The organism is Gaetbulibacter sp. PBL-D1, from assembly GCF_050509525.1.
GTDB lineage: Bacteria > Bacteroidota > Bacteroidia > Flavobacteriales > Flavobacteriaceae > Gaetbulibacter_B > Gaetbulibacter_B jejuensis.
On record NZ_JBNWKB010000001.1, the window covers coordinates 256,387 to 281,544 of the forward strand.

25 protein-coding genes are annotated in these 25,158 nt (G+C 32.4%); 14 read left to right on the forward strand and 11 right to left on the reverse strand.

Annotated elements, in window-relative coordinates:
- Nucleotides 1-31 precede the first annotated feature (31 nt).
- Genes ACQ0RB_RS01305 through ACQ0RB_RS01315 form a run of 3 tightly spaced genes read right to left on the reverse strand, consistent with a single transcriptional unit; the run spans nt 32 to nt 2,507 of the window.
- Nucleotides 32-457 (reverse strand): hypothetical protein, encoded by a 426-nt coding sequence (locus ACQ0RB_RS01305; RefSeq protein ID WP_430495945.1) that lies wholly within the window; start codon nt 455-457, stop codon nt 32-34.
- 13 nt (nt 458-470) lie between these two features.
- The gene (locus tag ACQ0RB_RS01310; protein ID WP_430495947.1) at nt 471-1,688 is read right to left on the reverse strand and encodes an LVIVD repeat-containing protein; all 1,218 of its coding nucleotides are present in this window, start codon (nt 1,686-1,688) and stop codon (nt 471-473) included.
- 57 nt (nt 1,689-1,745) lie between these two features.
- Nucleotides 1,746-2,507 (reverse strand): hypothetical protein, encoded by a 762-nt coding sequence (locus ACQ0RB_RS01315; protein WP_430495949.1) that lies wholly within the window; start codon nt 2,505-2,507, stop codon nt 1,746-1,748.
- A 144-nt stretch (nt 2,508-2,651) separates the two neighbouring features.
- Between ACQ0RB_RS01315 and miaB the strand changes: the two genes are divergently transcribed.
- The 11 genes from miaB (at nt 2,652) to ACQ0RB_RS01370 (ending at nt 15,282) form a co-directional block, all read left to right on the forward strand.
- The gene (gene miaB, locus ACQ0RB_RS01320) at nt 2,652-4,100 is read left to right on the forward strand and encodes a tRNA (N6-isopentenyl adenosine(37)-C2)-methylthiotransferase MiaB (protein ID WP_129759189.1); all 1,449 of its coding nucleotides are present in this window, start codon (nt 2,652-2,654) and stop codon (nt 4,098-4,100) included.
- A 78-nt stretch (nt 4,101-4,178) separates the two neighbouring features.
- Entirely contained in the window at nt 4,179-5,450 is a 1,272-nt protein-coding gene (locus ACQ0RB_RS01325; RefSeq protein WP_335973964.1) for a sigma-54 interaction domain-containing protein, read from the forward strand.
- The gene (locus tag ACQ0RB_RS01330; protein ID WP_129759191.1) at nt 5,451-5,957 is read left to right on the forward strand and encodes an LptE family protein; all 507 of its coding nucleotides are present in this window, start codon (nt 5,451-5,453) and stop codon (nt 5,955-5,957) included.
- A 7-nt stretch (nt 5,958-5,964) separates the two neighbouring features.
- A complete protein-coding gene (locus tag ACQ0RB_RS01335; protein ID WP_430495952.1) occupies nt 5,965-6,915 on the forward strand; it encodes a hypothetical protein in 951 nt (316 codons plus the stop codon).
- Nucleotides 6,916-6,918: 3 nt separating this feature from the next.
- A complete protein-coding gene (gene secG / locus ACQ0RB_RS01340) occupies nt 6,919-7,275 on the forward strand; it encodes a preprotein translocase subunit SecG (RefSeq protein ID WP_134198695.1) in 357 nt (118 codons plus the stop codon).
- 152 nt (nt 7,276-7,427) lie between these two features.
- Entirely contained in the window at nt 7,428-7,703 is a 276-nt protein-coding gene (groES, locus tag ACQ0RB_RS01345) for a co-chaperone GroES (RefSeq protein ID WP_129759194.1), read from the forward strand.
- A 23-nt stretch (nt 7,704-7,726) separates the two neighbouring features.
- On the forward strand, nt 7,727-9,358 hold the full coding sequence (gene groL / locus ACQ0RB_RS01350) for a chaperonin GroEL (RefSeq protein ID WP_131505895.1): 1,632 nt from the start codon (nt 7,727-7,729) through the stop codon (nt 9,356-9,358).
- A 111-nt stretch (nt 9,359-9,469) separates the two neighbouring features.
- The gene (locus ACQ0RB_RS01355; protein WP_430495955.1) at nt 9,470-11,917 is read left to right on the forward strand and encodes a hypothetical protein; all 2,448 of its coding nucleotides are present in this window, start codon (nt 9,470-9,472) and stop codon (nt 11,915-11,917) included.
- 14 nt (nt 11,918-11,931) lie between these two features.
- A complete protein-coding gene (locus tag ACQ0RB_RS01360) occupies nt 11,932-14,346 on the forward strand; it encodes a hypothetical protein (RefSeq protein ID WP_430495957.1) in 2,415 nt (804 codons plus the stop codon).
- A gap of 298 nt (nt 14,347-14,644) precedes the next feature.
- Nucleotides 14,645-14,854, forward strand: a complete 210-nt coding sequence (locus ACQ0RB_RS01365; protein ID WP_430495959.1) for a hypothetical protein — start codon at nt 14,645-14,647, stop codon at nt 14,852-14,854.
- A gap of 68 nt (nt 14,855-14,922) precedes the next feature.
- Nucleotides 14,923-15,282 carry a hypothetical protein gene (locus tag ACQ0RB_RS01370; protein ID WP_430495961.1) on the forward strand — a complete coding sequence of 120 codons (360 nt, stop codon included), beginning with the start codon at nt 14,923-14,925 and terminating at the stop codon, nt 15,280-15,282.
- 50 nt (nt 15,283-15,332) lie between these two features.
- On the opposite strand, the gene ACQ0RB_RS01375 is transcribed toward ACQ0RB_RS01370, so the two are convergent.
- From ACQ0RB_RS01375 to xrtF, 6 genes are all read right to left on the reverse strand, one after another.
- Complete coding sequence (locus ACQ0RB_RS01375) at nt 15,333-15,713, reverse strand: heavy-metal-associated domain-containing protein (RefSeq protein WP_262732062.1); 381 nt, start codon at nt 15,711-15,713, stop codon at nt 15,333-15,335.
- A 20-nt stretch (nt 15,714-15,733) separates the two neighbouring features.
- Nucleotides 15,734-17,974: a TonB-dependent receptor domain-containing protein gene (locus ACQ0RB_RS01380; RefSeq protein ID WP_430495964.1), complete on the reverse strand. Its 2,241-nt coding sequence runs from the start codon at nt 17,972-17,974 to the stop codon at nt 15,734-15,736.
- 14 nt (nt 17,975-17,988) lie between these two features.
- The gene (locus ACQ0RB_RS01385; protein WP_430495966.1) at nt 17,989-18,717 is read right to left on the reverse strand and encodes a heavy-metal-associated domain-containing protein; all 729 of its coding nucleotides are present in this window, start codon (nt 18,715-18,717) and stop codon (nt 17,989-17,991) included.
- A 67-nt stretch (nt 18,718-18,784) separates the two neighbouring features.
- Nucleotides 18,785-19,198 carry an HYC_CC_PP family protein gene (locus ACQ0RB_RS01390; protein WP_343796258.1) on the reverse strand — a complete coding sequence of 138 codons (414 nt, stop codon included), beginning with the start codon at nt 19,196-19,198 and terminating at the stop codon, nt 18,785-18,787.
- Nucleotides 19,199-19,257: 59 nt separating this feature from the next.
- A complete protein-coding gene (locus ACQ0RB_RS01395) occupies nt 19,258-19,686 on the reverse strand; it encodes an exosortase F system-associated membrane protein (RefSeq protein WP_430495968.1) in 429 nt (142 codons plus the stop codon).
- On the reverse strand, nt 19,679-20,230 hold the full coding sequence (xrtF, locus tag ACQ0RB_RS01400; RefSeq protein ID WP_131505903.1) for an exosortase family protein XrtF: 552 nt from the start codon (nt 20,228-20,230) through the stop codon (nt 19,679-19,681). The genes ACQ0RB_RS01395 and xrtF overlap by 8 nt, the downstream gene beginning before the upstream one ends.
- Before the next feature lie 92 nt (nt 20,231-20,322).
- Here xrtF and ACQ0RB_RS01405 point away from each other — a divergent pair, with 92 nt between their 5' ends.
- The gene (locus ACQ0RB_RS01405; protein WP_430495971.1) at nt 20,323-20,781 is read left to right on the forward strand and encodes a GAF domain-containing protein; all 459 of its coding nucleotides are present in this window, start codon (nt 20,323-20,325) and stop codon (nt 20,779-20,781) included.
- Here the strand turns inward: ACQ0RB_RS01405 and ACQ0RB_RS01410 are convergent.
- Together ACQ0RB_RS01410 and ACQ0RB_RS01415 are read right to left on the reverse strand one after the other, a co-directional pair.
- Nucleotides 20,771-20,983: a hypothetical protein gene (locus tag ACQ0RB_RS01410; RefSeq protein WP_129759206.1), complete on the reverse strand. Its 213-nt coding sequence runs from the start codon at nt 20,981-20,983 to the stop codon at nt 20,771-20,773. The genes ACQ0RB_RS01405 and ACQ0RB_RS01410 overlap by 11 nt on opposite strands.
- Nucleotides 20,984-20,986: 3 nt before the next feature.
- Nucleotides 20,987-22,240: an ABC transporter permease gene (locus ACQ0RB_RS01415; protein ID WP_335973945.1), complete on the reverse strand. Its 1,254-nt coding sequence runs from the start codon at nt 22,238-22,240 to the stop codon at nt 20,987-20,989.
- A gap of 217 nt (nt 22,241-22,457) precedes the next feature.
- Here ACQ0RB_RS01415 and purH point away from each other — a divergent pair, with 217 nt between their 5' ends.
- Nucleotides 22,458-23,990 (forward strand): bifunctional phosphoribosylaminoimidazolecarboxamide formyltransferase/IMP cyclohydrolase, encoded by a 1,533-nt coding sequence (purH, locus tag ACQ0RB_RS01420; protein ID WP_430495974.1) that lies wholly within the window; start codon nt 22,458-22,460, stop codon nt 23,988-23,990.
- Nucleotides 23,991-24,129: 139 nt separating this feature from the next.
- A complete protein-coding gene (locus ACQ0RB_RS01425; protein WP_129759209.1) occupies nt 24,130-25,158 on the forward strand; it encodes a rod shape-determining protein in 1,029 nt (342 codons plus the stop codon).

Sequence of the window (25,158 nt, forward strand, 5' to 3'; positions counted from 1 at the left end):
CATTCAGGCTTTTTTTATATCTTTTTTAATGCTATTCGTTATGAATCAGAGCACCTCCATCCCAATCTTCAAGCCAATATATTGCAGTCTCATTATTGTTGCTTCCTAAATAAAACTGAAATGTTCTAGTGATAACAGCTGTACAGACTTCAATATTGGTAAAATCAACACGTATCGACCTACTAGGAGGAACAGATGTTGTTTCCAAACCATCAGTAACTAAGTCTGCTTCCCAAGAAGTTCCATCACATCCGCTAGCTGATAAGGTAACCATCAAACAATCACCATCTATTTCGGCATTTTGAATAGAAAAACTAGATGACGACTCTTGATTAAATAATTCTTCATCAAAAATCATTTGGTCTCCACATTCATTATTTGAACCATTGTCATCATCGGAATTACACCCTAAAAGCAACAGTAGAAAAACAAACGACATGTACTTTTTTAAAATCATAACTACACTGTATTTAGTTTAAGTCTAGCACACTAATTTGCTGTAAAGTTCCTTCACCATACTCATATTGATACACAATATTATCACCTATCATGATGAGTACATCATCCATAGGCACTACGTCTTTTGCTTGCAGGTCAATAAATGTTTGTGATAATTGTAGCTGTATTGGATCAGTTTTGTCATATACTTTCAAACCTGAAGTACCATCGCACACGTAAAGACTATTTCCTTTAAAACCTAACCCATAAGGATTATCTAAAAAATATGCAGCCACAAGAGTTGGATAAGCTTTATCACTTATATCGATAACCTCCAGAACACTTTCTTGTTGACCACACTCATTACCTCCTCTAAGTGTTAAATAAGCATAGTCTCCATCAACCACAACAGGATCACACCCTTCCCAATGTATAAACTCTGACACATAACTTGGATTAGCTGCATTTTCTAAACTATAAATATACATTCCGTTACTTCCTCCTAAATACAAATAGCCATCAGCATGAAACATTGTTTCAATATTCCAACCAGAATATTGTGTAGTCACCAGATTAGGTTGTGCGAGGTTTTCAATATTAAAAATAGACATTTCAGACACTCCTACCGTGTACAAATAATTATCTACAATTTGAAAACGCGCCAACGAACCTCCTGTACCAACATCACCAGATGCTCCTCCATTAAAAGTCTCTAACACTGCATCATCATTTATTACTTCGCGTTGTTGCTGAACAAGTTCCCAACCAACAATAACATCGTTTTCTGGGTTATAATCTCCAAACTCAGCAACATCGGTTCCTACAGGAATTTGGTAATTATAATATGAAAACACATCCTCTAAACGCTCAACCATTTGGATGTTGTTAATATTTGAAATATCAAACACTAACAAATCAATAGAACTATCGGCAAACAAATAATTATCTTTAATTGAAATATCTACATTTCCTGGTATCTTAATTGAAGATATTTGTTGAGGAGAAGCAGGATTACTATTATCTATAATATGCACACCTTTAAACTCATCATTAACAAAAATATAATCTTGGTACACATAAATTTTACCAGCTTCATCAATGGTTTGAGAAGGTAATATTTCAACTGAGTTTCTAAATTCTGCTTTACTCATTACTTGCGGAATAGCAACGTTTACTGTTTCGTACTGAATGTCGTCATCATTGCACGACCAAAGCACAAACACCAACAAGAGGCATAAAAGATTTTTCATAGATTGATTAGTTTACAAGTAGATGCAAAATCCATAAAAAGGTTGCGTGAGTTTTTGTTAAAACTGCTGACCCTCACCTATTCTATCTATCTCTTTTTCATCTAGTCCCACTGAATCTTTATAAATGTAATACAATGGCAACACTGTAAATGATGCTGTAACTAATACACCAATAAAGCACATTAGAATACCTACTACTTGAGCCAACATACCAGAAACTAAAATAAGTCCAAAAGTAATGAGCCATTTTTTGTTTCCTAAATTAAATGCAGCTTTAGTAATTTCGGAAGGTGAAAGGTGCGGATTAAATGCAAATATTACGTTCATTAATGTAACAGGCACCATAACATAAAATAACGGTAAAACGCATAAAAGTGTAGCTGCAAACGTAATTCCGAAAGAGATGAGGGACAATGAAAACACTTTACCTAAATATGGTTTTTTCAAAAAGTAGAAATAATCCTCTTTACCAACTTCATCAAGGTCTTTCATTTTACAAATTCTTAAGAATGCTGCTTTTAACGCAAACCCAATTACCATTGCAAAAAACGAGAAAACTAGCATCATTAAATAAAATGGAATCATAAGAGCAAAATTAGGTTCTCCAGACTCTAGCGCTTGAGGATCAAACAAACCCATAGCTATTAAAGGCAAATACATTATAATGTAAAACGGAATCATTAAAGCCATAGTAAGAATGGTCATGACAAGTCCTTGCACCCAGACCTTTTTAAAAAGCTCAATACTTCTGTTGAAAATATCACCAAAATCTAAATCTTTAGCGTTTTGGATTTTTAATTGTAGTTCTGTGAATGTCATAATTTTTTATAGTTGATTTATTGTAAAAGTACACTAAAATTCATCTTTAGCAAAAACAGAATACACACTGTCACTTTGTCATAAATTGCAAATTAATTGTATCTTTGCACACTTATTGACTGATAGAAATTTTCAGTATAGAATATGGAAAAGATAATAGACGAAAACAAACAAGGTGAACGCCTTATTTTAGAAACTAAAGACGGAAACACACGTAAGCTTTTTATTGAAAGTTATGGTTGTGCCATGAACTTTAGCGATAGTGAAATTGTTGCTTCAATTTTACAAAATGAAGGATTTAATACTACTCAAAGCCTTGAAGATGCCGATTTGGTTTTGGTAAACACTTGCTCCATTAGAGACAAAGCTGAGCAAACCGTAAGAAAACGTCTTGAAAAATATAATGCTGTAAAACGAAGTGTAAACCCTAAAATGAAAGTTGGTGTTTTAGGTTGTATGGCAGAACGCTTAAAGAGCAAATTCCTTGAGGAAGAAAAAATAGTTGACCTTGTTGTAGGTCCTGATGCTTACAAAGACTTACCCAATCTACTTGCTGAAGTAGATGAAGGCAGAGATGCTATAAATGTTATTCTTTCAAAAGAAGAAACTTATGGAGACATTTCTCCTGTGCGTTTAAATACAAATGGTGTTACCGCTTTTGTATCGATTACGCGTGGTTGCGATAATATGTGTACATTTTGTGTAGTACCTTTTACTCGTGGTCGTGAGCGCAGTAGAGACCCTCAAAGTATTATTGAAGAAGTTAACGATCTTTGGAACAGAGGATTTAAAGAAATTACACTTCTAGGTCAAAACGTTGATAGTTATTTATGGTATGGTGGCGGACTCAAAAAAGATTTTGAAAAAGCTACTGATATGCAAAAAGCCACTGCTGTAAATTTTGCTAAACTGCTAGAGCTTTGTGCCCAAGCGCAACCTAAAATGCGTATTCGTTTTTCCACTTCAAATCCGCAGGATATGACTTTGGATGTGGTTGAGTCTATGGCAAAATATGACAACATATGCAACTACATACATTTACCTGTACAAAGTGGAAGCGACAGAATATTAAAGGAAATGAATCGTCAACATACTCGCGAAGAGTACATAGAACTTATTGACAACATCAAGCGCATTATTCCTGATTGCACAATAAGTCACGATATGATTGTTGGTTTCCCAACTGAAACTGAACAAGATCATCAAGACACGCTAACTTTAATGGAGCATGTAAAATATTCATTTGGATACATGTTTGCCTATTCTGAACGACCAGGAACACTAGCGGAACGAAAAATGGAAGATGACGTTCCTGAACCAGTTAAAAAAAGAAGATTAGCCGAAATTGTAGCCTTACAGCAAAGACACAGTTTATACAGAACACAACAAGAAACCAATAAAATTGTTGAAGTCCTTATTGAAAAAGACTCTAAAAAGTCTTCTAACCATTGGTCTGGAAGAACACAACACAATACTGTTGCTGTGTTCCCAAAAGAACATTATAAAATTGGTGATTTTGTAAATGTAAAAATCACCGATTGTACAACTGCTACACTTATTGGTGAAGCTGTTGGATATTCAAATAATAATTAAACACATGTCGCCTCGAGCGCAGTCGAGAGGTCTTTATTAGGTCTCGACTACACTCGACCTGACAAACTATAATATAACATGGAATCAGTTCAAGCTATAAAACAACGTTTTGGCATTATTGGCAACGACCCAAAACTCAATCGTGCCATAGAAAAAGCCATACAGGTTTCTCCTACTGATATTTCGGTATTAGTTACAGGAGAAAGTGGTGTTGGTAAGGAAAGTATTCCAAAAATTATACATCAATTATCACATCGCAAACACGGAAAATACATTGCAGTAAACTGTGGTGCAATTCCCGAAGGCACCATTGACAGTGAACTATTTGGTCATGAAAAAGGAGCTTTTACAGGAGCAACACAAACACGCTCTGGGTATTTTGAAGTTGCCGATGGTGGTACTATTTTTCTTGATGAAGTTGGAGAACTTCCTTTAACCACTCAAGTAAGGTTACTTCGTGTACTTGAAAATGGCGAATTTATTAAAGTAGGAAGCAGCAAAGTACAAAAAACCAATGTACGCATTGTAGCTGCAACAAACGTTAATATGTTTGAAGCCATCAAAAAAGAAAAATTTAGAGAAGACCTTTATTATCGTTTAAGCACAATAGAAATCAATATTCCACCGCTTCGCGAACGCAAAGAAGATATTCATTTATTGTTTAGAAAATTTGCAAGCGATTTTGCACTTAAATACAAGATGCCAACAGTAAAGTTAACAGATGATGCTGTTAATCTTTTACTAAAATACAGATGGAATGGTAATATTAGGCAACTTCGTAACGTTGCTGAACAAACATCAGTTTTAGAACAAAATAGAACTATTAATGCAGAAGCGTTACGTCATTATCTTCCTGATGCTGGCAGCAACCTTCCTGCTGTGATTAACAATTCAAAATCAGAAAGTGATTTTAGTAACGAACGTGAAATTTTGTACAAGGTGTTGTTTGACATGAAGAGCGATTTAAACGATTTAAAAAAGCTCACTATGGAGTTGATGAAACATGGTAATGGCTCTGACGTTCAAAAAGACAATCAAGGTTTGATACAAAAAATCTATGGCAACAACGATGAAGATGACGATTCAACAATTGAAGATTTAGAAGTATTATCAATTCCTGAAAAAACTATTGATTCAGTTGAAGAGATAAGCAATATTGAAGACGTGCAAGACAAATACCACTTTGCTGAAGAAATTGAAGAAGAAGAAACCTTATCGCTTCATGACAAGGAATTGGAATTAATTAAAAAATCGCTTGAACGTCACAACGGAAAACGTAAATTAGCAGCTGCCGAACTTGGAATAAGTGAACGCACGCTTTATAGAAAAATTAAGCAATACGATTTGTAAATGAAAGCATTAAAATATAGTCTATTAATATGTATTTCTGTTTTAATCACAGGATGTAAGGTTAAGTATTCGTTTACTGGTGTGCAGGATTTAAAAGCCGAAACCTTTCAAGTTAATTACTTCCAAAATAACTCAGCACTTATTGAACCTGGTTTAGATAGAGATTTTACGCAAGCGTTACAAGACCTTATTCAAAACCAAACGAGTCTTAGCTTGGTAAACTCTGGTGGAGATTTAATTTATGAAGGTGAAATTACTGAATATAGAATTTCTCCAACTACAGCCACTGCCAACAATACTGCAGCTCAAAACAGACTTACTATAAGTGTTAATGTTCGTTTTTTTGATAAAGATGCTCCTGAAGAAGATTTTGAACAGCGTTTTTCATTTTTCTATGATTATGATGGTGATGCGCAACTTATAGGCAGTCAAAAAGACACTGCACATGAAGAGATTTTTGAACGTCTTACACAAGATATTTTTAATGCTACTTTAGCAAAATGGTAAATTACTAATGCAGTTGCAAGATTTTACATATTTACTTCAAAACCCGCAAAACATCACTACAGATCAAATTAGCGGCATTACTTCGGTTATTGAAGAGTATCCTTATTTTCAACCAGCAAGAGCACTATACCTCAAAGCCTTAAAAAACAAACAAAGCTTTAAATACAATCTTGAATTAAAAACTACTGCAGCCTACACTACTGACAGAAGTATTCTATTCGATTATATTACCAGTGATGCGTTTAACCAAAATGAAATATCTCAGATTATAAAGCAAAACTATGAGCATTTAAAAACTATTGAAGTTAAAGATGCCGACGATATTTCAGTAAATAAAAGTGTAACTATTGACGACGCACTTAAACAACATATAAAAGATACTGAAGGTGTTTTGGATCCAAATTTATTTGAGGAAAAATTCATCGCAAAAAATGTTGAACAATTTATTTCCGACATTAACGATGCTCCAAAAATTCCAATCATAGATATTGATACTGACAATATTGAACCTTCTCCAAAAGAGCAACTAAACATTGGGAAACCATTAGAGTTTAACAAGGCTGAAACACACTCGTTTACAGAGTGGTTAAAGATTACTAGTTTTAAACCTATCGAGCGAGAATCCTCAATAGAAGTAGACGAAACAAACGACACTCAAGAGGAAGCACAAGAATCTACCATTGATAAAAAGTTTGAACTTATAGATAAGTTTTTAAGTGAAAATCCTAAGATTGTACCTGTAAAAGATACCAAACCTCAACAAAATTTAGCGCAACCTAAACCAGAGCAAAATGATGGTTTAATGACCGAGACTTTAGCTAGAATTTATCTAGAACAAAAAAACTATGATAAGGCAATTCAATCTTATAAAATATTAAGTTTGAAATATCCAGAAAAAAGTGGTTTCTTTGCAGACCAAATTAAAGCAGTAAAAAAATTACAAGAAAATAATCAATAAATAATGACACAGTTTACAATATTTTTAGTTCTTATAGTTATTGTAGCATTTTTATTAATAGTAGTAATCATGGTGCAAAATCCAAAAGGTGGTGGTTTATCATCTTCATTTGGTGGTGGAGGTACTCAACAATTAGGAGGTGTTAAAAAGACAACCGACTTTTTGGACAAAAGTACTTGGACATTAGCAACAGTATTATTGTTATTAATCCTTTTGTCAAACTTTGCAATTGGAGGAGCTAATGGTTCTGAATCTAAAGCATTAGACCAAGACGAAGCTACAACTACAACTCAAGACGCATTACCAACCAGTACAGAAACTGCTGATGATACTGCAACAGTAGGAGATTCAGTTCAGTAATTTCTGATTATACAATTTAAGAATGCCAACTTTATGTTGGCATTTTTTTTTGCCCTAAAATGAAAAAATGTCAGTTACAATGTATTGGCACATTTTTAGCATAACGCTTAAGCGTTAAACACATTTTAATAACCAAAAAAAGAAATATAAAAATGGCATTAAACATTAAACCTTTAGCAGACAGAGTTCTAGTAGAACCTGTAGAGGCTGAAACCAAAACAGCTTCAGGAATCATTATTCCAGACAACGCCAAAGAAAAACCTCAAAAGGGTAAAGTTGTCGCTGTTGGTAAAGGCACAAAAGACGAAGCAATGACAGTAAAAGTTGGTGACACAGTACTTTATGGGAAGTACTCTGGCACTGAACTAAAACTTGAAGGCAAAGACTATTTAATTATGCGCGAGAGTGACATTTTCGCAATTGTTTAATCATCATTTAAAAACCAAATAAAATGGCAAAAGATATAAAATTTGATATTGAAGCACGCGACGGATTAAAACGTGGCGTGGACGCATTGGCAAATGCAGTAAAAGTAACTTTAGGACCAAAAGGTAGAAATGTAATTATTGGTAGAAGCTTTGGCGCTCCTCAAGTCACTAAAGATGGTGTTTCTGTAGCTAAAGAAGTAGAGCTTGAAGACGAGCTTGAAAACATGGGAGCACAAATGGTAAAAGAAGTAGCTAGTAAAACCAACGATTTAGCTGGAGATGGGACAACTACTGCAACAGTTTTAGCTCAAGCTATTGTAAAAGAAGGCTTAAAAAACGTTGCTGCTGGTGCTAATCCAATGGATTTAAAACGTGGTATTGACAAAGCTGTTGAAGCCATTACTGCTAACCTAGAAAAGCAAGCTAAAAAAGTAGGAAACTCATCTGAAATGATTAAGCAAGTAGCGTCTATCTCTGCAAATAACGATGACACTATTGGTGAGTTAATTTCTCAAGCATTTTCTAAAGTTGGAAAAGAAGGTGTAATTACTGTTGAAGAAGCTAAAGGAACTGATACTTATGTTGACGTTGTTGAAGGTATGCAGTTTGACAGAGGTTACCTATCGCCTTACTTTGTAACTGATAGCGATAAAATGATTGCTGATTTAGAAAACCCATACATTTTATTATTTGACAAAAAGATTTCTAACTTACAGGAAATCCTTCCAATATTAGAACCAGTTGCTCAATCTGGTCGTCCATTATTAATCGTTGCTGAAGATGTTGAAGGACAAGCTTTAGCTACTTTGGTTGTAAACAAACTACGTGGTGGACTTAAAATTGCTGCTGTAAAAGCTCCTGGTTTTGGTGACAGACGTAAAGCAATGCTAGAAGATATTGCGATCTTAACTGGTGGTGTTGTGATTTCTGAAGAAAGAGGATTCTCTTTAGAAAATGCCGATTTAAGCATGTTAGGTACTGCTGAGTCAGTTATGATTGACAAAGACAATACAACAATAGTTAACGGTTCTGGTAAATCTGCTGATATTAAAGCTAGAGTAAATCAAATTAAAGCACAAATTGAAACTACAACTAGCGATTATGACAAAGAAAAACTTCAAGAGCGTTTAGCTAAACTTGCTGGTGGTGTTGCTGTATTATACGTTGGTGCTGCAAGTGAGGTTGAAATGAAGGAAAAGAAAGACAGAGTTGACGATGCTTTACATGCTACAAGAGCTGCTGTTGAAGAAGGTATTGTTGCTGGTGGTGGAGTTGCTTTAGTAAGAGCTAAATCGGTTTTAGAAAAACTTACTACAGAAAACCTTGATGAAACTACAGGTGTACAAATTGTAAACAAAGCTATTGAAGCACCTTTAAGAACCATAGTAGAAAATGCTGGTGGTGAAGGTAGTGTTGTAATCTCTAAAGTAATGGAAGGTAAAAAAGATTTTGGTTTTGATGCTAAAACTGAAACTTACGTAGATATGCTTAAAGCTGGAATCATTGACCCTAAAAAAGTAACACGTATTGCTTTAGAAAATGCAGCTTCAGTTTCTGGTATGATTTTAACTACTGAATGCGCTTTAGTTGATATTAAAGAAGACGCTCCTGCAATGCCTCCAATGGGAGGAGGCGGAATGCCAGGTATGATGTAAAACAAAGTTTTTTAAAAACTAAAAAAGCCTCAAGACAATCTTGAGGCTTTTTTTTGGCATAAATATTGTGACTGAATCTCTTAATCGCTATTCACTCTAAAACTTATAATTATGAAAAACAATTATTCTCATCGCTTAAATCTTACCACCAAACATTTATCTTCTTTACTAATTTTAATCATTTTTATTTTAAACACAACCAAAGTATTAAGTCAAAAACCCAATCTAAAAGAAACTACCGAAAATGCCTACGCTAAATATTTTAATGCAGAACGAGAAACTATTTACTTACACTTTAACAAGCATACTTTTTTAACAAACGAACCAATATGGTTCAAAGGTTATGTGTACGACAAAAAAAATGGTATTCCTTATATTACAACTTCAAATGTATATGTAACACTTTACGATAAAAACGGTAAAGAAATAGAAACCAAACTATTTTATTGTGAAAATGGAATGTTTACTAGCAGTTTTGATGTAGATACAAGTTTAGCAACAGGTTATTATTTTTTTAAGGCGTATACTAACTGGATGAAAAACTTTAAAGAGGATGAATCTTTCACCTCTAGTCCTATTCAAATTTTAAATCAACATTCCAATCAAGAAACCACTAATAATAAAATATTAGACTATGATTTACAGTTCTTGCCTGAAGGTGGACATTGCATAGTAGATGTCACCAATTCAATAGGTTTTAAAATTATTAATTGTAGTGGAGAAAGCCTTGAAATTGAAGGTATAATAACTGATTCAAACGACAAGACCATAATGCCTTTTAAAAGTAACACATTTGGAATGGGTAAGTTTGATTTATTGATGAAAAAAGGCGAAACCTACAACGCTATTTATAACATTAATGGCAAGAATTATAAAACCCCTTTACCTCAAAGTGAAGCTTTAGGATACTCTTTTTCTGTTAACAACCATATCAATACTAATATGGTTTACATAACACTTAAAACAAATAAAGCAACACAAGCATTGGAAGCTAATAAAACGTATTATTTAGCTATACACCAAAACAACAAAAGTTCAATTACTGAATTAAACACTTCAGTTTTAAAAACTGAATACACTATACCTATTTCATCAAAAACTCTTCCTTACGGAGTAAACACTATTACTTTATTTGATGATGAATTAAATCCACTTTTGGAACGCATGATATTTAATCCTAAAAACAAGGATTTTATGAGAGCTACAGTTGAAAAGACATCAAGCTCTTCAGATTCAATTGGAATAAAAATCAACCTAAAAGACAACAAGAAAATCGCTACTTCTACTAGCCTAAGTGTTTCTGTTTTACCGCTTGAAACCAAAGCAATAAACACCAATAAAAGTATAATAAGCAACTTATTAATTGACCCTTACATAAATGGTTCTTTTGAAAACTCAGAATATTACTTCAATAATTTTGATCGAATAAAAGCTTTGCACCTAGATTTAGTATTATTAACCCAAGGCTGGAGTAAATATAGTTGGGAAGATATCAAAAATGGCGAACAAGAATTAATTATTCCTTTTGATAAAGGGGTTTCAATTACAGGAACACTTAATGAACCAATAGACGAAGACTCTAATTACCAAGTTCATATGTTTTCTCTAGTTAACAACATTAACGAAACTAAATATATAGACAATAATAAACAATTTAACTTTGAGAATTATTTCATAGCAGATTCTTCTAAAGTACATTTCAATGTGCTTAAAAACGGAAAAAAAATAACCGACCCAAAGTTGTATGCAAGAGTAATAAGCTCAGGAAAAACTTCACTAAATCAATTATTTTCTATTCCTAATACTTGTGTTTTTGAAACTTTACCAATAGATACTGTTAACAGCTACAATGACATGGAGTTTGAAGGCGAATTACTAGATACTATAAACTTACACACGAAAATAGTTGATAAAAAAGCGCATCTTAAGAACAAAAAAGCCTATATTGGAGATGCTTATAGTATAGGTGTAAAAATTGATTCTATCCAAGAAAGAATGTATTCTTTCGTATCTGATATTATAGACGCAAATGGTTTTATGTCTTACCAAGCGCAAGGAAAAGTTATTATTATAAATAAGCGTCCTATTTCTATTAAAGCTGGTTCTAGCCCTTTATTAATAATTGATGGTGCCAATATGGGAACAGATTATGACATACTGTATAACATGCCTTTAAATCAAGTTGATGAAATATATTTTAATAAATCTGGTCTTGGATATGGAGTAAGAGGAGGTGCAGGAGTAATAAGTATATTTTTAAAGAAAAGTTATGGAGTTGGAGCTAAAGGAGATTTTAAAAGGTATGCTAACACACTAATAACAACTGGAGGATTTTCTCCTGAAAAAGAATTTTATATACCACTTTTTTATTTGAACTCGCCTAGTAACTTTATGTCATATGGAGCTATTGATTGGAAACCAAAACTTACAACAAACGAAAAAGGTTCAGTTGAATTTAACATAAAAAATACGTCAATAAAAAAGCTACTTTTAATCATCGAAGGTTTTTCAATTAATGGAAATTTGATTTCTGAAACTAAAGAATTACTATTAGACTAAGCCCAACCTAAAATATGAAAAACACACTTGTTTTAACTATAATGATTGCTCTATTTTTCTCAAAAAACATAGCATCACAAACTAATGAAAAGTCAAAAATAGAGCAAGCATATACTTCATATTTTAATACTGAAAGAGAAACTATTCATTTACATATTAACAAAAACATCTTTATAAGTAACGAACCTATTTGGTTCAAAGGTTATGTCTACGATAAAAAAAATGGAGTTCCTTTTATAAACACAACAAATGTTTACATATCGTTACTAGACTCAAACGGTAAGGAGATAACAAACAAATTATTTTTTGCCCAAAACGGTTATTTCACAGGAAGCCTAGACACCAACAATTTAATTGCAGGTGACACCTATTATATAGTTGCTTATACAAACTGGATGAATAATTTTAAAGAAGACGAAGCTTACGTCTCTATGCCTATACATATCCTCAACCCAAATTCTGATTTAAACACAAGTGCAACTAAAGATTCTACAACCGAAAAACTTAAACATGATTTACAGTTTTTACCTGAAGGCGGTTATAGCATTATAGGCGTTACAAACACTTTTGGTTTCAAAATCACTGATTGTAACGCTAGAGGATTAGAAATAGATGGCTCAATAGTCAATTCTAAAAATGAACCGATAACCAACTTTAAAAGTAACATTTTTGGTTTAGGTAAGTTTGATTTATTACCAGAGAAAAACGAAAAATACACAGCTAAATATACAGTTAATGGTATAGACTATTCTAAGGAAATAGTAATTGATGGTGAAGAGGGGTTTGCTATTTCGGTTAATAATTATACAAATCAAGAGTTAACCTATATAACCCTAAAAACAAACGACGTAACACTTAAAAACAATACAGGACTAACTTACTACTTAGTGATAAATCAAAACAACAAAGTAGTGGTTATTGATTTAAAAGTTGACGATTTAAAAACAAGCAATGTTATTCCTGTAAACAAAAAAAATCTAGTATCAGGAATAAATACAATTACATTATTTAACGAAAAATCTGAACCATTAATTGAACGCTTAATTTTTAACTACGACGACTCATTAATTTTAAACTCAGATATTATTGTAAATACTAAAACTAATGATTCTATCCCTTTATCAATCAAAACATTTACCCATACTAAAACACCAATAGCTTCTAATTTAAGTATTGCTATTTTACCAGACGATACTCTAACACAAACCAATAACCAGAATTTAATAAGCTCTTTTTTATTAAAGCCTTATGTGAAAGGTTATATTCAAAATCCTAATTATTATTTTACTGATATTAACAGGTTAAAAACATATGAGCTAGACTTGCTTTTATTAACTCAAGGCTGGAGCAAGTATAAATGGGAAAATATAAAAACCGGAACCCCAAAAATAACTCACAATTTTGATGCTGGACTTTCAATAAAAGGTTCATTAAATCCTCCAAAATCCAGTGTGCCTTACACCATTCAAATGTTTTCAATCACTAATCAAATTAATGAATCAACAACGCTAGTCAACAACAGTTTTTCTTTTAACAACTTTTACTTAAAAGACTCTGCATCTATAAACTTTACTGTTTTAAAAGGAGACAAAGTAATTAATAATTTAAAGCCTTACATTGATATTACTGACAACAATCGTAAGCTGCTAAAACAACCTACACTTCCTTTAATAAATAAATGCAAGACAACCATAACAAATAGTTTTTCTCTAGAACACGCAAGCAGTCTAGGACAAGAATTAGACACTATCAACCTTACTTATGTACACAAAAAAAATAGTGATACAATCTTACAAAACCGCAAAGAATATATAGCTAATAGGTATAGTAAAGGAATTAAAGTAGACGATGAATTAAGAAGAATGTACTCATATGTAACTGATATAATTAATTCTCATGGCTTTGTCGTTGATCAACTGCAAGGTGCAGGAGTTGTAAAAATAAAAAATCGTAACCCTGTAACTTTTATGGCGAGTAATGAACCTTTACTTATCATTGACGGATCAAGCTACGATAGAAATTATGATATATTATATAACATGACACTAGAGCATGTAGACGAAATATTTATTGATCCTGACGGAAATGGATATGGTTCTAGAGGTGGTGCAGGTATTATTAGAATATATTTAAAACAGAGTTACAAGTTAGATTACACTAAAAAAGCCATTGCAAATGAATTTACTGTAAACAATGGTTTTTCTACAGAAAAAAAGTTTTATGTTCCTGAGTTTTATGCGTTATCAAAAAATGACTTTATAAACTACAGTAATATTGATTGGAAATCAAACATTGAAACTGACCAATCAGGAAATGCTAATTTTAAAATTTTTAATACTAATATTAAAAAAGCTATTTTCGTGATACAAGGTTTTAGCTCAGACGGCAAGCTACTTTCTGAAATCAAAGAAATAAATTTAATTGATTAACAAAATATAAAAGCCACCTTTTTGAGGTGGCTATTTGCTTTAATCATCTTTAAATTGAAGGGCTATCAGAGTTTGTAGCCCAAAAACAGACTACTTCTTTTTAGCAGGAGCCTGTGGAGTCTTTTTTACTGCTTGTTTAGGCAGTGTAGACTTTCCTTTTGACTTGTCTTGTCCCATAACTTTATTGTTTTTAAAAGAACATACTAAAGATATGCAGAAAATAGATTCGTGATATTTTTATTGGCAAAAATTTAACTAAAAAATATTTATTAGTTTTAAGAGGATAATCTATTAAAAAATGAAAAAGAAATTCACGTATGCCTTAGGCGAAATACTAATAGTTATAGTAGGTATTTCAATAGCTTTCACCATGAATAAATGCTCTGAAAATTCAAAAAGCGAGGCATTAAAACAACAGTATTTAGAAAATATTAAAAGTGACATTGAAATTGATAAAAAAATCTTAAATCAATATTTCAATCCATTGATAAAAAAATTGAAACTTTAAACACTGTTTTACCTTTAATAAACACTGACAATCCTGAAAAACACTCAAAATTAAGCACAATATACACTGTGTTTACCTCAACAGACTTTTTCCCTAAAGATGTTACCTACCAAACCATGATAAACTCTGGCGACTTTAAACTCATTGATGACTTCAACTTAAAAACAGCTATTGAAAACCATTATTCCAACTACAAAATAATGCTCAAGGATTACGAACGTCTAGATATAATCCACAAAGAATATTTAGGAAAATACATGATAGAGAATGTAGATTTTGACATTATGAAAAAAGGACAATTTGGATATAATAATGAAAAATTGTTTAAAAATATTTTACAAAGTGTCAATGGAGCTTTAATGATTAAAAGACGAGCTACTGAACAAGGCATTAAAAGCTGTGATAGCCTATTGAAAATTTTACCTTAAGTGAGTGAATAAAAAAAAGCCTAAACAAATGTTTAGGCTTTTTTTATTTTTTAGTGTTTTTTATGCTCAGGATCCTTTTCATCTTTGTGGTCATCTCTCACATCTTCATCACGATATTTACAACAAGGGTGTACTGAGTTATAAGCTTCATCAGTAGCTTTCATGTCTTTTAAATCATGTCCTACTGCAACAATATTTTTTTTAATATCATCTAAGCTTGTTTTCCCTTCATTGTAAATCAATTTCAGCTCATGTGTTTCCACATTCCAAATCGCACTTTTTACACCTTTAGTTTTTATGCATGCTTTTTCAATTCGATCTTTACACATCATACATACTCCATCAACCTCAAGAGAAGCTTTGGCATTTTTATTTTGTGCAAATGTTACTGTTGCCATTAAAAACGTAATTAATACTGCTATTTTCTTCATTTTATTTTTGTTTTAAAAGTTTATTTAATTCTAAATCGTAATCCTGCGTAATACATACTTCCAAAAATTGGACCATACACAAATGTACTGTCAAAGTTCGAACCAAAAGGATCGTTTACACCTAATATAGGATTGTCTTGACGCACATTGGTAATATTCTCACCTCCTAAATATACTTCAAATTTTGGAGAAAACACCTTAGTAACTTGTGCATTAAGTGTTGCTACAGTTGGAGAGTTTTCAGGTAATTGGTATTCTACAGGGTTACTAGTTGTTGACGCAAAACGTTGTTCGCCTAACCAATTAAAGGTTGCATCAAATTTCCACAACCCTCCTGCATCATTAGGATGTGTTTCATATCCAGCATTTGCAAAAAACCTGTGTTGAGGTGTTAGAGGCCTTATAGCTTTACCTGTTTGATATTTAGTCTTCACGTCATAATACTTATAAGCTAATCGCACATCAAAATGCTCAAAAGCATTGTAATTTAATTCCGTTTGAAAACTATTAGCATAACTATCATTTTCTAAATTATAGAAGCTTATTTCTTGCGGATTTTCCCAATCTACAACTACTTGGTTTTGAAAATCGGTTCTGTAAAAATCTAGGGTTACGTCAGCTTTTCTTCCAAAGAGATTAAACCCTTGCAGATAAGACACACCATAATTCCATGCAATTTCTGGGTCTAAACCATAAATTTCTCCACCATTAGCTCCAATAATATTAATGGCTCTTGAAGTTGCAAATAAGCTTTGATTTTCAGCAAAAATATTAGCAGAACGTTTACCTCTTCCAAAAGAGGCTCTAAACGCAGATTTTTCCCAAGGCGTGTATCGTACATGAAAACGTGGTGTCACAAAAAAGCCTAATTTGTTATGATTATCAACACGCAATCCAGCTGTAAGATTAAGCTTATCTAAATTGTCAAAATTGTATTCAAAAAAGGCTCCCAATGAGTTATCTGTACGCTCATAAATGGTACTCTCAACAAACTCATCATAATGGTCGTAAGAAAAACTAAGTCCTGTTTTAATTTTATGACGCGAATCGCTAATAATTGAATTATAAACAACACTTGAATAAATGCTATTATGCTCAATATCGTACTGTCGTAATCCAAAATAAGAATCTTGCTGATGGTTGCTAACCGCAAATTGCACACCAACACTTTGCCATGGAATTTCAGGGTTTACATAACCTAATTTCCCTGAGAAATCAAATCGTTTGGTATCAATTTCACTTCCCCAAGCGTTGGTAGTCAACTTATCAGTGTCTGGGTTAAAATCTAGCTCACCTGTTTGTTTTTCATCGGTTAAAAACCTGAAATTAAAAAACCCAACAAACCCTTTTTCAGTGTCAGTATATTGCCATCTATTCATCACATTTATTTGATGATACTTTGGCATATCTAAAAAGTTATCATTATTTACATCATGCTCTTTTTGATGTGTGTTACCATGTAAATACAAACCTGTACTCCACTTATCACTTACTTTAGTATTAAAGTGTGTATTCAATTCCATACGTTCGCTACTTGCTCCGTAAAAATTCACAAATAGCTTATCGTCTTTTGTTGGTTTTTGAAGTTCAGCATTTATTTGTCCTGCAATACTTTCATATCCATTAACCACACTTCCCATTCCTTTAGTGATTTGAATACTCTCAACCCAAGTTCCTGGTGTAAAGGTTAATCCGTAAGCTTGCGAAGCTCCTCGAACTGTTGGTATGTTTTCTGTTGCTATTAAAATATACGGACTAGTAAGACCTAACATTTTAATTTGACGTGTTCCTGAAACTGCATCGGCAAAATTAACATCGATAGATGGATTAGTTTCAAAACTCTCAGAGAGATTACAGCAAGCAGCTTTTAACAACTCATCGCTACTTACAGTAAATGTATTGGTAGCTTGCAAATATGATTTTGAAGTTGCTTGCTTTCTTGAGGTTACTGTTATTTCGTCCAACTCACTTGTTGGTTTCAACCAATGTGTTATAGCCTTAGCTGAACTAACGGTTATAGTATCGGTTTTATAGCCTACATAACTCACAACCAGCTTTGTGTATTCACTTTTATAAGGTATCGAAAATTTCCCATCGATATCAGTAACAGCTCCTATAGTTGTATCTAACCAATATACATTGGCTCCAACAACTGGTATTGGTTCGTTTTCTTTATTCTCTTCTAGAATAGTTCCGTTAAGGGTATCTTGAGAAAGCCCAATAAGCGGAAACAAGAGGATTATATATAATAGTTTTTTCATTTTTAAAATTTTATTTAACTGTAGATTTGAACAAGCATAATCACTGCCATAACAATCATTATACTGTTTTCAATAAAGGTTGCTTTGGTCATAGGTAGTTTTAATGCTGTACCCAAACATGCACATTGTATTGCTTTTTTATCCAGCAATGTTTTGGTTACTCCTATGGTAGTAATTCCTAAAATAATTAAGGTAATCACTAATGCCAACGGAATTTGAATACGCATTAAAAACATGATACCCAAAACTGTTTCTATAAAAGGATACACCCAACCATAAGCAGGAATTGCTTTAGCTAATGGGTCGTACATTTTAAAACTTTCAGGAAATCCTTTTAAATCCAGTAGTTTGAAAAAACTAAAAACGATATAGAATAAGCCCATGAAATCGAGCATGAAATCGCTCCAATTCCACGACTTGAAATTGATTAATACTGATGCAGCAATGATGTATCCAAATATTAAAAACAACGGAAACAATTGCTGTAAATCAGATTTTTGCTCTTCTTGCTGTACTGTTGAAGCAAACACATTTCGCTCTTGCTTTTCAGACAGCTTATATTTTTCTGGTAGTGCATTTTGTAATACACTTGTAGCTATATGTTGAGACATGGTTACTGCAACTTCACCTAATTCTAAATTTACTTTAGCATCATCAACATAGTCTAAATCTTGTAAGACATTTTCAACTTTTGCCTTACAACCGTTACAGGTCATTCCTGTAACGCTGTATGTATGTGTCATTATTTTTGATTTTTTGATTGAACAATAAAAGTTTACTATCCGTTTTCACGGAAATTGTTCAAAAAAATCAAATTAGGAAGACTTGATCGCGCACTTGTATGTCGGCAACCAAGTTTGGTGGAGAATAATATTTATGAGGGATAACCTGTTGTGGCAATCCTTCAAAAAGATTAATGTATGAATACGCAAATGTTGATAAAAACAATTGCTGATCAAAATCTAAATCTTCAAACTTTTTAATGGTTAAATGGTCTTGACCTTTAACTAAATCAACTGTATCTTTACAACAATGCACTTGTGTTTTTTCAGCCATTTCAATTTCAAAGGCTTCCATAGCGCATTTTTGTAATTCAGAAAACACAGAAACATCTACCAACACATCACCACAAAAATGTTTCTCTACAGTAAAAGAAACTGTAGAAAAGAACACTAAAAGTGCTAATGCAACTGAAAAAGTTTTATGTAAAACATTTTGTATCACAATACAAATTTATAAAAATTAATGAAGTTGTATTGCATTTTAAAAAAGCATTAACATTTCTACCTATTAAGTTTATAGTAATAAAATGCTGGTATTAAGAGCAAAAGAATGACTGGTTGGATTAAAAATCGTCTAAAATTAAAAAACAGATAATAATCTTCTTGTCTAGGATTAATGACAAAATACAAGAAAATTAAAATCAAAATTAAGTATGCTATAGTATAAACTATAACCGAAAACTTAACGATAGACTTATCTTTAAAAAAGAGACATATAATAGCTAAGGACACGACTCCATTTAGCACATACCTTAAGGTTGTAAACAGCGTTAACTTTAATATTTCTCGTCTTGGGTAATCCATATACAAATAGTCGTTTTTAAAAAACAACAAGTATGGATCATAAAACAACTCATTTTCGAACACTCTTATCAATACAAGAAGCCCAAACAAAACCATGAGCAAAACAATTTTAAAAATGTTATTCATGCTTTTTGTTTATTGATGAAAACCTATTAACCCAAAACATCCAAAGGATGAATACCATTCCGTAAATAATCAAAGGAAAAATAGCAGTGTGCAAAATTTCTCTTCGCCATGGATAATTATACAAGCCAATTGACAAAATTGCAATTCGAATAATATTAACAGCATAAATAAGAACACCTCCTGCTAAAGTGTAAAAAAATGTTGGTTTTAATCTTCCTGCAAAAGCTACCATAAAAGCCACAAACAATATAATCACACTTACCGAATTACAACCCTCTACTACTCTAGCAACGTACTTGCCATTGAGTATAAGTTTAAGCGAAGGTTCATTTTCATGCGCTAAATAGTGTACATCATAGCCCATAGCTCCAACAAGTTCACTACTTTGTTTAGCTACTAAATTGGTTATAAAATCAGGATAGTATTTTGAACCACTAGACATATCTAAATACAATTTATAGCATAAAGACAAGACCAAGTACACTATTAAAAACGTGAGAATGAACTTTATGACAGACTTGTATTTTTTTAGTAAGTTTTTCAAAAGTAAACGACTGATATATTCTGTTAAATTTATATAAATTCAGTTTTTGAATTTACACCTTTTAAATACTTTTGCAAAAACTTTTTGAACAAATGACGTTTGAACAATTACAACTTAAAGTAAGCGAAATTACTTCTAATTCGAGTACAACTGTAGATGAAAAACTTTATGCAATTTGTGAATTGCTAGAAGCTAATATCACATATTACAACTGGGTAGGATTCTATTTTAAAAATGGAGATAAAAACGAATTAAAATTAGGTCCTTATGTAGGCGAACCTACTGACCATACTATTATTCCTTTTGGAAAAGGTATTTGCGGACAAGTTGCTGTGAGTAACCAAAATTTTGTTGTACCAGACGTATCTGCTCAAGATAATTACATTGCTTGCAGTATTACTGTTAAAGCAGAAATTGTAATCCCAATTTTTGTTCATGGTGAAAATATTGGTCAAATAGATATCGACTCTAATACTCCAGATCCTTTTACTGAAGCGGACGAGCGCTTTTTAGAGTTTGTTTGTAAACAGGTTGCTGAGATTATTGCTTAAATTTCTTTTTAACAATAATAATTATATCAGTAATAATGTAAACTAGAGCGACAATAATTAAACCAACTCCTGAAATTATAGCTTTAGATTTAAGAAATTCATGTTTATAATTAGGTGTTTCAAAAATCATTTGAAAACCAATACATATCATGAACACACAAAAAGGATAAGCTAAAAACCGTATTAAAATACTTTTTAGCATAAATTACATTCCAGTTCTAATCGCTTCCACAGGATCAAGTTTTGAAGCTGAAATTGCTGGTACAATACCAGAAATCAACCCTATTGCAGTTGACAACGCAAATCCTAACATCATGTTTCCTGCTGAAAGCACAAATTCAAAATCGCCTGTAAAGTTTGACAACACTGTTGTTGTTATCCATACTAATATCAATCCTACAATTCCACCAATAAAGGCTAATACTATAGCTTCAAACAAAAACTGGAATAAGATAAACCTGTTTTTGGCACCCAATGATTTTTGAATTCCAATAAGGTTGGTGCGTTCCTTAACACTCACAAACATAATATTAGCAATACCAAAACCACCTACTAATAATGAAAACGCACTAATGGTCCAACCTACACCATTCATAAACCCAATAATACTATCTACAGCATCTGTTAAACCTGACAATTTATTGATAAAGAAATTATCTGGCTCATCAGCTTTCAAACCTCTGTAAACTCTATATTTTTGTTTTAAAACCGATTCAAAGGCATCAAAATCGACATCTTTTTTAGGCTTAATTACAACAGCTCCTGGTAAACCATTTGCTCCTCCATTATTAAAACGTCTTACAAAATTTGCAGGCACATAGGCACGTTCATCTGGAGAATCACCTCCAATTCCTCCTCCCACTTTCTTTAAAACGCCAATAACTTTGAGTTTTCGTCCATAAGCCCTAATCGTTTTACCTATAGGGTTATCATTATCAAATAAATTTGTAGCAGTTGAGCTTCCTAACACAATAACAGGAGCTCCAGAATTTGATTCAGATTCGTTATAAAAACGACCTGATTCAATTTTTAAATTTTCAATATCATAAATACCGTTAGAGACAGGTGTAACGTTAACTCCTGAAACTGTTTTTCCTTCGTACTTTAAATTTTCTGAGCCTCCAAAAATCACATAGGCAATAGCCTCAATATCATCTACACTTCCTTCTATAAACTCATAATCATCATGCTCTACCTGAGGGAAATTATCACGTTGCCATCTTGGGACACTTGTAGGTCCAAACGAATACTTAGTAAGATACATGGTGTTTTTATCCAATCCGCTCAACTGCTCTTTGATATTCCTATCAAGCGAATCAACAGCTGCAAGTACAGCTATAATAGAAAAAATACCAATTGTTACTCCTAATAGCGATAAAAAAGTACGTAGTTTATTGTTTCGTAATGCGTTAATAGCAAACGTAAAACTCTCCTTAAATAATCGTAAATAAACAAGCATGAATTGGTCGAAATTTTATCAAAGTTAAAGATAGGACGTTTTTAACAATCTATTGTTACAAAAAACTTAAATAATCTGCGTTATCAAGCCTTAAAATCTCTTTAAGAATATGTACTTTTGCACTCGCAAACAACACTTTTTAATACTTGATATTGAAAAAACATTAAAATTGTTATTTCCATAAAAAATGGAAATCAAAAAAACACACAACTATACAATGAATAACAACAAAACCATTAAATCTGCTTTAATCTCTGTTTTTAGCAAAGAAGGATTAGAACCAATCGTTAAAGAACTTAATGCACAAAATGTAACTATTTACTCAACAGGAGGTACCGAAAAGTTTATAAAAGACTTAGGAATTAATGTTGTACCTGTTGAAGATGTAACCTCTTATCCTTCAATTTTAGGAGGTCGTGTTAAAACATTACACCCAAAAGTTTTTGGAGGTATTCTTAACAGACAAAATAATGAAAGTGATGTTGCCGAATTAAAAGATTTTGACATCCCTCAAATAGATGTGGTTATTGTTGACCTTTACCCTTTTGAAAAAACTGTAGCTTCAGGTGCTGCACATCAAGATATTATTGAAAAAATTGACATTGGAGGTATTTCATTAATTAGAGCTGCAGCCAAAAACTATGCTGATGTAGTTTGCGTGTCTTCGGTTGAAGATTACAGTGAATTTTTAGAACTTTTAAAAGCTAAAAACGGTGAAACATCTGAAGAAGACAGAAAACGTTTTGCAGCAAAAGCCTTTAATGTATCGTCACATTACGACTCGGCTATTTTTAACTATTTCAATAGCAATCATGATCTTGCTGCTTTAAAAGTAAGCGAAACCAAAGGACAAGTGTTGCGTTATGGCGAAAACCCTCACCAAAAAGGATTTTTCTTTGGAGATTTTGAAGCAATGTTCACCAAATTACATGGTAAAGAACTAAGTTACAACAACCTTTTAGATGTTGATGCTGCTGTTACTTTAATGAACGAGTTTAAAGGAGAAGCACCTACTTTTGCTATACTAAAACACAATAACGCTTGTGGTTTAGCACAAAGAGAAACATTGCACAAAGCTTACGTTGATGCTTTAGCAGGAGATCCTGTTTCAGCTTTTGGTGGTATTTTAATTGCAAACTCTGAAATTGACAAAGCTACAGCCGAAGAAATTCACAACTTATTTTGTGAAGTTGTTATTGCACCATCATTTTCTGCAGAAGCATTAGAAATTTTAAAAGGAAAAAAGAATAGGATTCTTTTAATTTTAAATGATATTGAACTACCAAAAACTACTGTAAGAAGTTGTTTAAATGGTGTTTTGGTTCAAGAAAGAGATAACGTTACTGATGCTGTTTCGCATTTATCTGAAGCCACAAACAATAAACCAACTCAAAACGAGTTAGAAGATTTAATATTTGCCTCAAAAATTTGTAAGCATACCAAATCTAACACAATCGTTTTAGCAAAAAACAAACAATTATGTGCAAGTGGAACAGGACAAACTAGTCGTGTTGACGCTTTAAACCAAGCTATACATAAAGCACAATCTTTCAATTTTGATTTGCAAGGTGCTGTAATGGCTAGTGATGCATTTTTTCCGTTTCCAGATTGTGTAGAAATTGCTGATAAAGCTGGAATTACTGCTGTAATACAACCTGGAGGCTCTATAAAAGATCAACTAAGTGTTGACTATTGTAATGAAAACAATGTTGCTATGGTATTTACAGGAACACGTCATTTTAAACATTAACATTTTTTCTAAAAAAATTGAAATCTGTTAATTCATTTTAAACGTATTTTGTTATACTATAATTAATGTATATTTTATTACATTTACAACAATGTCTAAAAGACTAAATAATATCAACCCACATAACTAACAACAGCGTATGGGATTTTTTGATTTCTTAACAGAAGAAATAGCCATAGATTTAGGAACAGCAAACACACTTATTATCCATAATGACAAAGTAGTTGTGGATAGTCCATCAATAGTAGCAAGAGATAGAATTTCTGGAAAAATAATTGCAGTTGGTAAAGAAGCCAACATGATGCAAGGAAAAACTCACGAAAACATTAAAACCATTAGACCATTGAAAGATGGTGTAATTGCCGATTTTGATGCTTCTGAGCAAATGATAAGCATGTTCATTAAGAACATTCCTGCATTAAAAAAGAAATTGTTTTCTCCTGCTTTGCGTATGGTTGTTTGTATTCCTTCTGGCATTACTGAAGTGGAAATGCGAGCTGTAAAAGAATCTTGTGAACGTGTAAATGGTAAAGAAGTTTACTTAATACACGAACCAATGGCTGCTGCAATAGGTATTGGTATTGATATTATGCAACCTAAAGGAAACATGATTGTGGATATAGGTGGAGGAACAACAGAAATTGCTGTTATTGCTCTTGGTGGAATTGTTTGCGACAAATCAGTTAAAGTTGCTGGTGATGTATTTACAAATGACATTATTTACTACATGCGTACTCAACACAACCTTTATGTTGGAGAGCGTACTGCTGAAAAGATAAAAATTCAAATTGGCGCAGCAACTGAAGATTTAGAATTACCTCCAGAAGACATGAGTGTTCAAGGTAGAGACCTCTTAACAGGTAAACCTAAGCAAGTGAATATTTCGTATCGCGAAATTGCTAAAGCTTTAGATAAATCTATTTTAAGAATTGAAGACTCTGTAATGGAAACCTTATCTCAAACACCTCCTGAGCTTGCTGCAGATATTTACAATACAGGAATTTATTTAGCAGGTGGAGGTTCAATGCTTAGAGGTTTAGACAAGCGTTTATCTCAAAAAACCGACTTACCTGTTTATATTGCTGAAGATCCATTAAGAGCTGTAGTAAGAGGAACAGGAATTACACTCAAAAACCTTTCTAAATTCAAAAGTGTATTGATAAAATAA

Coding starts and splice junctions, on each gene's coding strand:
- miaB (WP_129759189.1), top strand. CDS start 2,652: ATGGAAAAGATAATAGACGAAAACAAACAAGGTGAACGCCTTATTTTA.
- ACQ0RB_RS01335 (WP_430495952.1), top strand. CDS start 5,965: ATGCAGTTGCAAGATTTTACATATTTACTTCAAAACCCGCAAAACATC.
- ACQ0RB_RS01385 (WP_430495966.1), bottom strand. CDS start 18,717: ATGACACATACATACAGCGTTACAGGAATGACCTGTAACGGTTGTAAG.
- ACQ0RB_RS01325 (WP_335973964.1), top strand. CDS start 4,179: ATGGAATCAGTTCAAGCTATAAAACAACGTTTTGGCATTATTGGCAAC.
- ACQ0RB_RS01405 (WP_430495971.1), top strand. CDS start 20,323: ATGACGTTTGAACAATTACAACTTAAAGTAAGCGAAATTACTTCTAAT.
- ACQ0RB_RS01425 (WP_129759209.1), top strand. CDS start 24,130: ATGGGATTTTTTGATTTCTTAACAGAAGAAATAGCCATAGATTTAGGA.
- ACQ0RB_RS01330 (WP_129759191.1), top strand. CDS start 5,451: ATGAAAGCATTAAAATATAGTCTATTAATATGTATTTCTGTTTTAATC.
- ACQ0RB_RS01365 (WP_430495959.1), top strand. CDS start 14,645: ATGAAAAAGAAATTCACGTATGCCTTAGGCGAAATACTAATAGTTATA.
- ACQ0RB_RS01375 (WP_262732062.1), bottom strand. CDS start 15,713: ATGAAGAAAATAGCAGTATTAATTACGTTTTTAATGGCAACAGTAACA.
- secG (WP_134198695.1), top strand. CDS start 6,919: ATGACACAGTTTACAATATTTTTAGTTCTTATAGTTATTGTAGCATTT.
- purH (WP_430495974.1), top strand. CDS start 22,458: ATGAATAACAACAAAACCATTAAATCTGCTTTAATCTCTGTTTTTAGC.
- ACQ0RB_RS01415 (WP_335973945.1), bottom strand. CDS start 22,240: ATGCTTGTTTATTTACGATTATTTAAGGAGAGTTTTACGTTTGCTATT.
- ACQ0RB_RS01380 (WP_430495964.1), bottom strand. CDS start 17,974: ATGAAAAAACTATTATATATAATCCTCTTGTTTCCGCTTATTGGGCTT.
- ACQ0RB_RS01360 (WP_430495957.1), top strand. CDS start 11,932: ATGAAAAACACACTTGTTTTAACTATAATGATTGCTCTATTTTTCTCA.
- ACQ0RB_RS01410 (WP_129759206.1), bottom strand. CDS start 20,983: ATGCTAAAAAGTATTTTAATACGGTTTTTAGCTTATCCTTTTTGTGTG.
- ACQ0RB_RS01305 (WP_430495945.1), bottom strand. CDS start 457: ATGATTTTAAAAAAGTACATGTCGTTTGTTTTTCTACTGTTGCTTTTA.
- ACQ0RB_RS01395 (WP_430495968.1), bottom strand. CDS start 19,686: ATGAATAACATTTTTAAAATTGTTTTGCTCATGGTTTTGTTTGGGCTT.
- ACQ0RB_RS01355 (WP_430495955.1), top strand. CDS start 9,470: ATGAAAAACAATTATTCTCATCGCTTAAATCTTACCACCAAACATTTA.
- groES (WP_129759194.1), top strand. CDS start 7,428: ATGGCATTAAACATTAAACCTTTAGCAGACAGAGTTCTAGTAGAACCT.
- ACQ0RB_RS01310 (WP_430495947.1), bottom strand. CDS start 1,688: ATGAAAAATCTTTTATGCCTCTTGTTGGTGTTTGTGCTTTGGTCGTGC.
- ACQ0RB_RS01315 (WP_430495949.1), bottom strand. CDS start 2,507: ATGACATTCACAGAACTACAATTAAAAATCCAAAACGCTAAAGATTTA.
- groL (WP_131505895.1), top strand. CDS start 7,727: ATGGCAAAAGATATAAAATTTGATATTGAAGCACGCGACGGATTAAAA.